General features: G+C 51.7%; 9 protein-coding genes and 1 pseudogene. 8 read left to right on the plus strand and 2 right to left on the minus strand.

The genetic code is table 11. The features are described 5' to 3' along the window. Positions 1-27: 27 nt before the first annotated feature. From O0879_RS02105 to O0879_RS02135, 8 genes and pseudogenes are all read left to right on the plus strand, one after another. Positions 28-5,814 carry an NACHT domain-containing protein gene (locus O0879_RS02105; RefSeq protein WP_289914418.1) on the plus strand — a complete coding sequence of 1,929 codons (5,787 nt, stop codon included), beginning with the start codon at positions 28-30 and terminating at the stop codon, positions 5,812-5,814. Positions 5,815-5,869: 55 nt separating this feature from the next. Then, positions 5,870-6,838 carry a DUF4917 family protein gene (locus O0879_RS02110; protein WP_289914419.1) on the plus strand — a complete coding sequence of 323 codons (969 nt, stop codon included), beginning with the start codon at positions 5,870-5,872 and terminating at the stop codon, positions 6,836-6,838. 47 nt (positions 6,839-6,885) lie between these two features. Continuing rightward, positions 6,886-8,097: a HEPN-associated N-terminal domain-containing protein gene (locus O0879_RS02115; protein ID WP_289914420.1), complete on the plus strand. Its 1,212-nt coding sequence runs from the start codon at positions 6,886-6,888 to the stop codon at positions 8,095-8,097. 1 nt (position 8,098) lies between these two features. Then, positions 8,099-8,323 (plus strand): annotated as a pseudogene (locus O0879_RS02120) (hypothetical protein); the annotation flags it as partial. A gap of 517 nt (positions 8,324-8,840) precedes the next feature. Further along, positions 8,841-9,662, plus strand: coding sequence for a hypothetical protein (locus O0879_RS02125; protein WP_289914421.1), 822 nt, complete (start codon positions 8,841-8,843; stop codon positions 9,660-9,662). Positions 9,663-9,863: 201 nt separating this feature from the next. After that, positions 9,864-10,202: a hypothetical protein gene (locus O0879_RS02130; RefSeq protein ID WP_289914422.1), complete on the plus strand. Its 339-nt coding sequence runs from the start codon at positions 9,864-9,866 to the stop codon at positions 10,200-10,202. Between the two features lie 222 nt (positions 10,203-10,424). Beyond that, on the plus strand, positions 10,425-10,529 hold the full coding sequence (locus O0879_RS28565) for a hypothetical protein (protein ID WP_354670176.1): 105 nt from the start codon (positions 10,425-10,427) through the stop codon (positions 10,527-10,529). Between the two features lie 481 nt (positions 10,530-11,010). Further along, complete coding sequence (locus O0879_RS02135) at positions 11,011-11,250, plus strand: hypothetical protein (protein WP_289914423.1); 240 nt, start codon at positions 11,011-11,013, stop codon at positions 11,248-11,250. Between the two features lie 236 nt (positions 11,251-11,486). On the opposite strand, the gene O0879_RS02140 is transcribed toward O0879_RS02135, so the two are convergent. Next, complete coding sequence (locus tag O0879_RS02140; RefSeq protein WP_289914424.1) at positions 11,487-11,891, minus strand: hypothetical protein; 405 nt, start codon at positions 11,889-11,891, stop codon at positions 11,487-11,489. A 472-nt stretch (positions 11,892-12,363) separates the two neighbouring features. Further along, on the minus strand, positions 12,364-12,732 hold the full coding sequence (locus O0879_RS02145; protein WP_289914425.1) for a hypothetical protein: 369 nt from the start codon (positions 12,730-12,732) through the stop codon (positions 12,364-12,366). Positions 12,733-12,980 lie beyond the last annotated feature (248 nt).

Here is a 12,980-nt window from a genome sequence, read left to right on the forward strand (position 1 = left end):
TATCCGTTCAAGCACCGACCTTTGCAGATGAAAAAAGTCAAGACTTCCGCAATTCCTTACACTGGTTATAACTACCAGACCTACCAAGGCATGTCTTGGTTACTCGATTGGCTCGCGAACCCTTCTCGATTTTTGAAGATGAGGTTCGAATGCAATGACAAAGATTTGGCGCCGCAGGGGCTGGAAGACATCGTGGCTTGGCGTAGTGATGGAAAACTAGATTATGCACAGGTGAAGTTCACGCCAAATAACGACGACCAGAAATTGTCTTGGGACTGGCTCCTTAAACTGCCGTCGACAAGGAGGCCAAGGTCATTGATGATGAAGTGGGTCGACGCGTTGAGCTCCGTCGACCCGGCGAACGTTGGCCGGGCTAGGCTAATTACCAACCGCGAGCCGGACGAAGAGTTCGGGCGTTGTCTTGAAGGCGCAAAAGTTGATTTTGATACGCTGTCAGCGGACCGTCAGCGAGAGGTTGTGTCTCAACTCGGTGATGAATCTGCCGCGCGCCGGATTTTCGGCGCCCTTGAGATTGAGCACAGCAATACAGGCTACTTGGCACTCCCTCGGGTAATGATGGGCGAGCTTGTTAAACTGGGATATGACGAGACTTCCTTTCATCGATTGTTTCACGAGTCAACCCAGTGGGCGACTCACGATAATTTGCCTGCTCCTAATGGGGACATTACGCTAGATGTAGTGCGGTCAGTATTGTCCACTCTTCGTCCCGAGCCAATTTCGCAGGAGTTTGAGGTCCCGACCGGATACCGACCTCCGGATACCACGTTCCATAGCGACCTGCTCGAGAAGCTCTCCAAGTCCGATAGTGACAAAAACCTTCATGTGCTTTGGGGGGCACCAGGTCGTGGCAAAAGCACCTACCTCAGCTACCTGACGCACACACTGGATGAGAAGGCTATTCCCGTAATACGGCATCATTATTTCTTGTCGACGACAGATAGGTCAACTGACCGCATGCGGTTGTACGCGGTTGCGAATTCGCTGCTCGCACAGATAGCTCGCCTTCGCGATTCGGACCATGCAAGTACCCGTCATGAGGAGTTGCGGCGTGAAATCACTGAGTGCGCTGAGGAGTTTCGAAAAATCGGTGTCCCATTGGTCATCATCATCGATGGTCTCGACCATGTTTGGCGACGCGAGAAAGACATGCGACCATTAAACGAGCTCTTCGAACAGCTAATCCCGGTTCCCGCTAACAGTCATTTGATAATTGGCACGCAACCTGTTGTCGACGAACAGTTGCCATCGAGGTTGTTGGCATGGTTGGCGAGGGACAAGTGGAGCGAATTGCCTCCGATGTCTGTGGAGTCCATCCTGGCATATGTGGTTTCACTGGTTCGGTCCCGCAGGTGGATGCGCAATAAAAACATCAGACAGTCTGAGGAGTTGCGCGCTTGTAGTGTCGCATTACACCTGCGTACAGGAGGCCACCCGCTTCACCTCATTTTTTCGATTGAGGATTTGCTTCGGAGGAGCAATCCGCCTCGTGAGTATCTCATTCAAAATTTGCCAGCTTGTCCTGACAATGACATTCGGAAGTACTATGAAGAGCTTTGGTTGAAGCTCAGCAGGCCTCAGCAGGATTCCCTTCATTTGATTTGTGAGCTGCCTTTCTATTGGCCAGTAGACGCATTCGCGGAGATATCAAACAACCATGCAGTGGTAAGCACCGATGGCATCACGCACCTCTTGTTCGAGTGCGCGGTGGGCTATCGACCGTTTCATGAGAGCTTGGCGGTTTTTGTTACAGGCAAGACGAAGCACAATGAACGAATTGCGAGCCTTTTGCCTAAAGTTGAGGAATGGCTTGCGTCTTCGGCGCCAGCAGTCATTGGGAACAGTTGGCTCTACTCGCTCCGAGCCAAGCGAGGGGACCATGCCCAGCTAGCGCAGACGTTAACTCGCGAGTGGGTCTTGGAGCGCCTTGTTGAAGGTTACCCAGCGGCCACCATCGAGCGTCTGCTTCGGGAGGCCGAGCAGTACATGTTCGATGATGGCGAGCTTGCTGAAGCTTGCCGGCTAAGGTCCATAAAGCATCGGGTAAATCAAGGCCCTCAATTTCAAATAGATGATATGCAGCTGCTCCATGCAATGTGCTGGGCAGTCTCTGTTGACGAGAGTCTTCTCGATGAGACAATCGCAAATGCGGCCCTGCTTTCACCGATGCGCCAGGGTAGCTTAAGTCGTGCTTTAAGTTTTAACCGAGACCCGCGGGCGAGCAAAATGGCAAGGCGTGCCATCAATAGATTTCAATCCGAGTATCGGTTCAAGAATCGGCAACACAGCTCACGGGCCGACCAAGACTTCCAGTTTCTTCTTGAGCGTTTAGCCGCGTCCGGCGCTCTCAGGATTGAGTATTTCACTGAGCCAAGCGTGCTGGACGATGAGCCACGTGAACGTCTATTAGCAACACTAACGGGACTCGTTCAAGCACAAGACTTAAGTGCATTATTTATCCTTCATAAGCATGCTTCGACGCTAGGTAATGCAAAATTAATAGAGCAAGCGATATTGGAAGTCGCTGTTGAGACCGGGGTGAAGCTTCATGCCTGGAGTGAAAGCCGATTGTTCTGGGCCAACAGCGTGGCTGTACTTCATCTTGCATTAACGGGAAGAGGTTCCGACGATGTCTTTACCCGTGATGCTCTGCCGAATGCGCCGACAGAGTGGAAGGATAACTCTCAGTTTGAGGCGGGGTTCGGTAGCCTGCTCATACATTCGTTCTTCAGTTCCTTGGCCTTGCATTTTCTTTCCTCGGCAACGGTCTGTATTTTGCCGCCTTTGAATTCGCATGGTAATCCGGAGCTATTGATGTTTCAGTCCGCAATGGAGCGAGCAGGGGAGACCGCAGCAATTCTTCTGAAATCTCAAGGGCGAGTGGATTACGAGTTTATATTTGAGCAGACAAAGCATGTCCCCATCCTTTCTGGGCACGATTATGAAAGCATGGACCGATATCAAGGAGTCAAACGTGCGCTCCATCAAATCGCGATAAGGCTTCAAGTATTTTGTATGGCGCAGAACGCCACCGGTCTGATTTCCCCCCAGTCGATTGCGCGTGCAAAAGAGTGCAAACACTTTTCCGTTGCTCGTCTCATGGCAGACGCGGCGGACGTACACATCCGATTACTTCAGCCAGAATTATTGGGTGATTTGGTTACTTCTGAGCTTTCTAACGTCCAGGCGGCGAATCGAGAAATCGGCGAAACGATTGAGTCCCTAATGGAGCTCGCTCAGCTTTGCCTTATCCAGCGTAGCCGAGACGATGTTCGGAGAATTTGTCACAGCATTTGGGAGCTTGTGCTTGGATATGGAAAGCATAAGGACACTTCGATATTGGAGCTGCTAAATGCCATTGAGCACATGGCGTTTGCAGATAAGGAGTTCGCGACTGAGCAGCTCCTGTCAGTTTCAGGTGTAATTGAGAAGGTCACGACATTTACAGATGGTGATGAGACTCATAATGTTCATCGATACGTTGCTGAAGCGCTTCGGGAAGGTAGTCCGCCGTTTCTCGCGAAAAAATATAGCTACCACCTTGAGCGAGGGGAGTGGTACGAAGCGCAGGAAACGATTCGCGAGGCCTTGAAAAATATTAATCACGAGTCTCCATTCACTGCGGCGTTGGCACGCACAGGGTTGACTGAGAATGAGATGCCTAAGTCTTGGCGAGCGAGCGAAAGTGGAGACGCAGCACATTCCATCTATCTGGCGTCCCTAGATTTCCTTGGCCTCGACGTGACTATCGAAAAGCCTGATACTTACGCGTCTCCCGAGAGTAAGCAGTTTGAGGCGGACTTTAAACAATACCGGCCGTCGGACTTCGCAAAACTCTTGAGAGACATGCGCGACTCGGGACATTACTTCGAGCGCGAAAGTCTCAGGTCCTGGTATCAGTACTGGACGCAAGCTGACCATAGCAACCTGGTGAAATCTCTCCATAAGTATCTGGACCAAGATAACGATTGCGATGCGGAAGTACGTTATGTACTCGACCAATTGTTCGATAGTACCTTGAGTTTGTTTGGCCGTGATAGAGCGTTCTATATCGCCGTCTTGGCGCAAGTAGAAAATGGCGGCTGGTCAAGCTGGGGGATGAGCGAATCGCGTGATGCATCGAGAGCACGACTAAGAAAAGTGGCCGAGATATATCCCGAACGGGCGTTGGAATTCGTCGCCGAGAGCTGCACTAGGCCGAACAAAATGTTTGGAAAAATCGTGGAGCCTAGCTATACGATTCCGGGTGTCAATTTGATTTATTTCCTAGTGCAAGCTAAACAAGTTGATTTGGCGAAGTCGTATTTGGTGAGCATGGTAGGCAGCTTAAGGGATGAGACGCAAATGTTCAGTTTGCCTCGCCCCGCGTGGTCCCTTGCACAACCACTTTCAGATGCCGAGCTTCCATTGCAGCTGTTAATTGCCCGCTTAAAGTCGGGCGTTGCGACGACTCGGTTGTGGGCGATGCAGGAACTCATTGGGCTGTTACAGTCTGAGGATACGCGAAGTATCGTTGAGAGCGTGTTGCAGGCCCATATTCGATTGATTCGCCTCGATACAGAGCTCATTGAGGTTCTAGGGCTACTCTGGGTAGCTCGGATTGAAGGCCTTGAATTTTCTCGGATTCTTGATGTTGGGGAGATAGTTTCAACCTTGAGCGTGGAACTGTGCGACATGTTGGAGCTCACGTACAGTCGGCGCCCAGTTCTCCTCGCTCCACAAGGATATCGCGCTGGTCGTGATTTCTTTAAGGTTGATGGTCTCCCTGAGAGGATTGGCCTTGACTTAGGGCGTCTTCAAGATGCGATTCGGTTTCCCGCGGTATCTCAGGCCAGCTTTGAAGCTGAACGACTTGTAGACACGGTCCGTTACGATAGCAGTGTTCGATTCTTCTTTGGGGCCGAGCGAGGACAGATGAATGGCGCATTACTGACTAATGCGACACAGATTGCGAGGACTGCATATTTGCGCTCTATCTCTGTTGCCCGTGAGTTCACTGGATTCTCCGTAGAGAGGGTGCTAGATTGGAGCAGCTCCGCCATCCCATTTTCTCCTCTATTCATGGGTGTACGTTCCGTTAGACCCAATTTTTGGTTGGCCTTGCGAGAACTGATTTTGCGAAATGAACTATTTGTCTCCGATGAAGTGTTCGGAAAATTCATTGATTCGATAGGTGGCGATGATAAAGTGCTAGGAGCGCTAAAGGTCCCAATATATCGGTCTGAGAATGAGTTCGTGTTACTTGAGATTAGACTCTGTGCATACCAGGCCAACATGAATTTTGAAGAAGTGCTTGCAGAGTTGCCCGCCGATGACGAGCTCAGTCAATTGCTGAGGCCTAGTCTCTTGGGTGATGAGGGGCTTTATTGCTGTGAGCATTCATCTAAGGTTATGGAAAAAGACCGTGCAAGAATGCTTGCGGTCTCATTTATGGTAATCCCTCATGCATACCTGCATCTTGAACTATTTCAGCGAGGTGTCTATCTGCCGATTTCTTATGAATCGGAAGAAGAGTTTTTTGTTGTCCCCGAAGATTTTGGGCTTTCGGTAATTTCTGCTCATGGACACGTTGGTGACATCTCGTACTGGAATACCGAATGGTCGCCTACTTACCCGAGCACGAAAGGACCCGGCTGCGGAACATTGCTGACAATACAACGTGATGCTCTGCATTCGTTGGTTCGTCCGGGTGAACTGTTCGGCTATCGCTGTACGCTCGCGAGGTATCGAAGAGACTACAGCTATAGCGAATTCGAAGAGAGTTCGAGAGATGAGTATTTCTTTAGTTTTGTCTAGGGAGGTTCGGGATTTCGATTTCTCAGTTTGATAATTTATCTGTGCAGGAGACTCTATGCTGACGTACAACGAAGCCTTGGAGCGCTTAGAAGAAGGGGAGCGCCCTTCAGTAATTCTTGGGAATGGTTTTTCCAGAGCGTGGAGGAACGACATCTTCAACTACGCGAACCTGGTCGAAGCAGCAAAATTTGGCGCTCGGGATGAGAACATTCGTTCGTTGTTTCAGCGATTAGAGACGTACGATTTTGAAACCGTTATGAAGTCTCTGGTATCTGCACGCACTGTGCTTGAAAGTTATGGAAATCAAGACGACTTGATTGCTCAAATTCGAGTTGATGAACAGGGGCTCAAGGATGCGCTTATTGCCGCGATAGCGAATACTCATCCAGAAAGACCGCGGGACGTCGCCAATGCTCAGTACGGTGCGGTACAGTCATTCCTACACCGCTACTCTAGCGTGTTCACTTTGAACTATGACCTTTTGCTTTACTGGGCGCGTAACATTGAAGTCGGACACCAATACAGGACTGACGATGGGTTCCGGCGCGAGTCAAAATGGGTCGGTTACGGAACCAAGCAGGACGTTCACTTCCTACATGGTGGCTTACATATTTTCGATAGTCCTGGCGGAGTTAAGAAGCATACCTTCAACGCAGGCGGCGGCATAGTCGACCAAGTGCGCGAGAACCTAAGGGAAGGCCGTTTCCCACTCTTCGTGTCCGAACCCACGTCTGCACGGAAATTGGCTCGGATTGAACATAACCCCTATCTGAACTTCTGCTACCGCGCGTTATCTTCCGTAAATGGGGCGGTATTTGTCTTGGGCCATTCAATTGATGAGAATGACAAGCACGTCTTCGATGCCTTGAGGCGCAGTTCCGCAACTCAGATTTTTGTGAGTTTGTTTGGTGATGAGGACTCTGTTGCAAACGTCCGGTCGAGAGCGAACGCAATGGCGTTCCTATCGGGAGGGAATCGTGAGGTAGATTTCTTTGACGCCGCGACAGCTCCGGTTTGGGAATAGTCAGTACGCATGTTGAATCTTCTTTTAATCCATGGAGACTGAATGAAATGGGACTCGTGAAACAAGATTGGCTTGATTCGCAGGAGCGGGGGTGGGATGCCCCCGAGAAGTGGGTGTGCGTCGATTGCGTTGAGGACCCATACCTTAAGAGCGTTATCGAAGAAAATGTAGAAGCGACCGAGTGCAGCTATTGCAGTAGTTGCGGGCATGAAGAGCTGGCAGCGCCAGTCGAAGTTGTTCTTGAGGCAATCGCTGGAGCTGTTTATTACGGTCATAACGACCCAACGCAAGCTGGCACCCCGTTCGATGAGGGTGAATTCGTCGCACCCTTGAAGAGTACCGTTGATGTTCTTCTTGGTCTTCCCTTGAATTGTAACGATGACCTCTTCGAGGATATCTGTTCGGCGTTCCATAATTCAGACTGGGTTCGCAGTGCTGGCGGACACTGGTCATCCTCTCATCCCCACGAGGTCATGCAGAGTTCATGGGGAGATTTCGTAGGTGCTGTGAAACACCATACGCGATTTCACTTTTATCGGAATTTTGCCGACCATACCTATGAACGAGAGGAGCTTGCGCCATCCGAAGTGTTATTGAAGCTCGGGCGGATGATTGTTGAAGCTCGGCTTTTGAAAGTGGTCCCTGCGGGAACTGCCCTTTATAGGTGCCGTGTCAGAAAGGCTTGCGATAGTTGGCCATTGGATGCAGCTCAGCTCGGGGCACCTCCTCCGGAAAAGGCAAGTGCTGGCCGGATGAATCCAGCAGGCATATCTTATCTATACACCGCCTTTGAAGATGGGACTGCGTTTGCAGAGACCATATCTCATCCCCCATGCAACGTCGTACTCTCAACCTTTGTCATGACTTCGCCCCACACTGTCATTGACTTGAGCAATCTGCCTGCTGTTCCGTCGATTTTTGATGCGGAGCACTATGAATTGAGGGAGTCACTTCTATTCCTTGAGGATTTCACGTCTCAGATATCTCGGCCGGTTACGAAAGATGGGTCGGAGCATATTGACTATGTTCCGTCTCAAGTTGTCTGCGAATACTTTGCACAGGCATTCAGCGCCGAAGATGGCGGCACTCGTGTGCAGGGAATTATTTATCCGAGTGCTGTGCGGCCAAGCGGACGCAATCTCGTTTTCTTTCCTAATCCTACGCTATGGGCTGTTCAATTTTCAGAAGTCAGGCTTCACGAGATAGAACAGCTTGAAATTAAGGATTGGGCGGAGCTGTGTAGTGCATTGAAGCTGTGAGCCGGTGGGCGAGACTAGCAATGACCTCAATCCTGGGTTGAAAGGCCGCGATATCCGCGAAGCGTTCAACGAGCAGAATTACCATTTGCTGTTGGTGGCCAACAAGTTCCAGACTGGCTTTGACCAGCCGCTGTTGTGCGGCATGTATGGGGACAAGAAGCTGGGCTGTATCCAGGCGGTACAGACGCTGTCCCGCTTGAATCGCGCAGCGCCAGGCAATGATACCCTGGGCGGAGTTATGCCATGACCACCTAAGTCGGTGCGCCGACTTAGGTGAATCAGTTGGGGACGGCGGCGCGCACTTGCAAATCGGCGACTTGGTGGTCAAAATTGCGCGCCATTATCCCTACCTATTTTTGCAGCGGCTAGCTGCCGCTCCTCAGAGGTTGCCACACAACGTAGACGCCAAGTAGCTTGGCACCCATCAGCGCCCTGAGCTGCTGCTCGACCAAGTTGGGCCCGCAAATGATGTCCACGGTGCCGGACTAACCTTCAATGGTCACAGATATCACACCCTGGGCAGTTTCCGGGCGCTGGTGAACCGTGACAATGCCGCCACCACGCGCGAAGTCTTCCATTGTCAAACTGGTTCAATATTTCAGCGGGAAGGAATTTCATTGCGAGCCTCTGGTCTAAGAGTGCAAGCGGATGTCCAACGGTAAGTACGTCGAATAGCAGTGAGGCGCAGTTGTACGAACAGGTACGCTCCCGACTCCTTTTCCGCGACGGCCCGCCCGACTGGTATGAGCGTCCGCTGGTATGCCATTCTGTTGTGTTTCGAACGGATTTCTGAACTGGACAGCCGGCACGCCGACGCTTATGCTTGCAGCATTCCCAGACTATGCCAACTGGCTCCGATGGGCACCCTTGATTCGACCATGGAGATTTCTTTCACTGTGAACGCATTGGAACTGACTGAGCTCGTACCTCTTGGCGGGAAGCTGACTGCATGTGAAGCAGGCTATGAACTGTCATTCTATTTTCCCGGTCCAGACCTGCGTTACAACGGTACTTTTCTCAAAATTAACGATGTGCTGCTCCCACAGTATATTACAGCCTGGGAAGTGAACTGGCGCAACTACCAGTTTATGCGCAGAAACCTACCTTCGAGTACCTTTACGAGTGAAGGCGAGCTTGGAATGAAAATTGATGCCAGCGGTGTAGGGCTCTACAAGCTGAGAATTACTACGGACGACGAGCTTGCTACCATGCTCAGCGTGTTCCAGAACGCGCTGGCTCGTGGTAAGGAACTTCAGAGCGATATCTGCAACCGGGTGGGGCGCCCACTCATGCCAGTCGACCGCAAGCTCGCATTATTTGCTCAGTTCAAGGCCGGGGACTCCTTGGGCCGCAGCACCAATCCAGCGGTAGTCTTTGAGCTAGCGACGGCATTGGCGCTGGTACGCTCGAAATTCCGATTTGAAATCAACAGCTGCCGGCATCACGTCCGGCACTGGTTCGGGAACGCTGCGGCCGAAGAGTTCATGAGCGACGTCAGGCGGCACGGACTGGATGTGTTCTGTGAACAAGCAGATTTCATCATTACTTGGCGTGGACGGAGCTAAACGTTTCGAATGAGAATTGCCGTGCGGATATGTGACTCATAGGCTGCACCGAATGCGCTTGGAACCCATTCCAAATTGACTCGGTCAGACTGCCAGTTACTTCGATTTAGTCTTGCTCAACCAGCTAACTACCGCGCCAACACCCGCCCGACAAACTCGCTTCCACCCCGGCTGGTCGCAATCAACGCCCGGACATCCGCTTTGACCACAGTCTCATCCACGCCCGCAGCAGCGTCCGCCGCCATCACGGTCGTGTACCCGCCGCATGGATTCGAGGACATCGACTTGGCGCGGCAATGGGTGCTGACATTCGTCACCTGGTACAACGGCGAGCAGTTGCATAGCGGCCTATACTTCGTGACACCAGAACAGCGCCACAGCGGCGTAGCCGACGCCGTTCTGCGGCAGCGGCGGGAAGTCTACGCACAGGCGCGGGAGCGCCATCCGTTGCGGTGGGAACGGCCGCCACGCGCGTGGCAGGTAGCCGACGAGGTTTGGCTTAACCCGCCGTCCAAACTTGACCAGCGCCACGCCACATGACCTGCTGAGGAAAGGACAAAATAGACGCATTCTAAAATAGATTTATGCGACAACTATCTTGACGTGTACCGAGGCCTTCGCGCCCCAAACTCTGTCATGCCAAGACTTGTGCCGGTACTCAGATTTCGCAATCAGCTCGAGCAGCTCATCGAATAGACCTGCAGAAAACAGCGCGCTCAGGCCGGTACCTGTGGTCGACACAGATTTAATGAATCTCGTCAAGTGGCGGAGGTCGGGGGCATGTTGAAAAGTGCGGTTTGGGGGCGTGGTTATATGAAAGAAGCAGTCAATATTTTGGTGTTCTACGCAAGCTGTTTAAGAACTTAGGATTTCGGAGTGGCAGCCCGGAGTTGTGGAGACTAGGGCTGAAGTCTCAAAGCTGACGCGAACGTCTGCTTTGGGGCGCTTCCTGCCTGTGGTGGCCACCGCTGGATTTCCAACCGGCCAACCTGCTATGCTGAGCCGCACGGCCCGGTTCGGCTTAGAGCTGACTCACTTTGAAAGGTTGAATCATGATTAAAGCTGTAGTTAAGTTTTGGGGTGCCACGCAAGATGAATACGGAATGCCCATCCCGTATCATAGTTACCTCGTCGTTGCTTCACCCTGGCATAGCGCAAACGATGGGGTTGCATCTGTAGTACCACTTTCAGCAGGAGCCCCACTTTCGAAACTTCATTACCCCGTTCTGAAGGGAGGTGAGCGAGCCTCATTTGATGCTGCTCTCATAGCACTCAAGAGTGAACCGCAGAATGAGGGGCTTACCTTTCACGTACATGAAGACTTACAGAACCCATCAGAGGAGTAAATATGACTTATGAAACATTTACGGGCAAGCAGGAAGTAACTGCCGTTGATATTCAAACAATGGCTAGTATGACCATGACGGACTACAAGGAATACCTTAGAAACGGCTTGCTCTACGTAGACCATCATGATGTGTTGCGCTCCGAGCCGGCAGGTTACCCACTGGCGACAAGCAAAGCGCAACTCAAAGCGCTGTTGGCGTACATCAAGGAGCTTGAACCAAAGATTGGCAGCTCGGAGTAGCGAGGTCGCCGCCCTTCCAGAGCCTCTATCACTTCAAACGTTAGGTACAACACAGGCATTCGAACATCGGCTTGGATGCATTAGAGGACTTCACGTAGGTAAGGCAAAGAAGACTGCACCCTAACCCCAAAGTAAAAATGACGAAGCCGCCTGAGTGCGGCTTTCGTTTAGCTTGCGCCTGCTTGGTACGGATGTGGTCGTACTATCATCGCCATGTGCTCCTGTTATGAAGCAAGTCAGGGGGACGCAGATGGCGGAACCTGCCATCCAACCAGTTCCGCAGTTCGGCGCATTACCCACTTGGCCTCTGGCTCGGTTACCCAGCCCGTTGCAATCAGCCGCGGCAAATACTGGTCGAGAATCTCAGTCTCCGACATGTGTGAGCGTTTCCCAGCCTTGGAGTCAAGGGACGATACGGCGAGTTGTTGCGCAAGGTCTTCGCAGTTGTTCCAGCGCTCGAGTAGTTCCGGCGGCGAGCAGCCAGGGCTGTAGAACCGGCCTTGGTACCGATTCATGGAGAATTTAGGCTGGGCGCCTGAAACGGCGCCTAGGTTGCTTGGACGTGGGAAATCTAATGGCAGCGCAGCAAAGAGTGCCGCTTCCGATTCGTCTTGCGGCTCATTGCCGAGTTCAATATTCATAGTGCCTTTTGCATCGATATTAGCCTCTCGCCATGATACTCCAGCGTTGACTTGTCGGCCTAGAAGGCGGAGATGAATACAAGCAATGGCCAAGTCCGGCGAGACTTCTGAGTACGGTGCCTTCATGAACGACATTGGTCTGAACTGGCGGAACTCGCATCACCATGGGCTTACAGGAGAAATATTGGGTCAAATTTCTACCAACATCTACGAGCGATACATATTTGTTCCTGCGGGTACTTGTCGTGAACAAGGCCTCGAAGCGCCCCAGCGAACCATTCTTCCAACTGGGCCGCGACTATGGGGCCTATGACCCAAAAAAACAGTCGGACGCCGTGTTCTTTGAGATGATGAAAGCCAAGGTGTTCGCGAGTGCTAAACGTCCCGCAGTATGGGCATGGCACGACTAGCGCGGGGCTTAGCTATCGCGATGAACGTGGGGCCGTCTCTTTTTTGACAATCGCCGGGCCTTCTACGGCTTGTCGACAGGCCTCACCACATGAAGGCCAACAACCTCGTTGTGACTACGGTCGGCACGACTTTTGATTCGTTTGATTTCGGCCGCCTTGTCGTGGTACTCGTTCTCGAGTTTCTGCATGCGGTTTAGCATAGCTGCCTGCTCTGATATGGAGACCCTTAGGCGCTGTTCTAAGATACGGTTGATTTGCTTCAAGTCCTCGTTGATTGCACGCATGTCGGTAGGCACGCGTACAGGAAGCTGGTCAGCGGCAGCGTCTTTTTCACAAATCGCTTGACGCACATTTCGATAGCGACATTTATCATAGCCAATCAACGTACGTGAGACCCCTGCCTCTATAGACACCGTTGTAGGATTCGACACTGAAAGCCTCAGTCCTGCTGTTACGCTCTTGCACACCGACGACCTTCAGTTTCATGCCACTAAACCCATGACTTGTCCTCGTCTCATGCCGTGGGATACATCAAAGGGAGTGGCGACGGTTGCTAAAAAATATGAGGGGTACCATTACTGCGATGGCTGCACATGGTACCCACGCTGAGCAAAATACCTTAGGGCTCATTTCAATTTATGGTCAAACTATTAATTTTAAAATCTCGCTATGAATTTGC

Origin of the sequence: Janthinobacterium sp. SUN120 (assembly GCF_030397735.1) — a bacterium.
GTDB classification, from domain to species: Bacteria; Pseudomonadota; Gammaproteobacteria; order Burkholderiales; family Burkholderiaceae_D; genus Janthinobacterium; species Janthinobacterium kumbetense.

Bases quoted from the DNA above. Each gene is read 5' to 3' on its own strand.
- O0879_RS02125 (WP_289914421.1), top strand. From the start codon at position 8,841: ATGAGCGTCCGCTGGTATGCCATTCTGTTGTGTTTCGAACGGATTTCT.
- O0879_RS02115 (WP_289914420.1), top strand. From the start codon at position 6,886: ATGGGACTCGTGAAACAAGATTGGCTTGATTCGCAGGAGCGGGGGTGG.
- O0879_RS02105 (WP_289914418.1), top strand. From the start codon at position 28: ATGAAAAAAGTCAAGACTTCCGCAATTCCTTACACTGGTTATAACTAC.
- O0879_RS02110 (WP_289914419.1), top strand. From the start codon at position 5,870: ATGCTGACGTACAACGAAGCCTTGGAGCGCTTAGAAGAAGGGGAGCGC.
- O0879_RS02140 (WP_289914424.1), bottom strand. From the start codon at position 11,891: ATGAATATTGAACTCGGCAATGAGCCGCAAGACGAATCGGAAGCGGCA.
- O0879_RS02135 (WP_289914423.1), top strand. From the start codon at position 11,011: ATGACTTATGAAACATTTACGGGCAAGCAGGAAGTAACTGCCGTTGAT.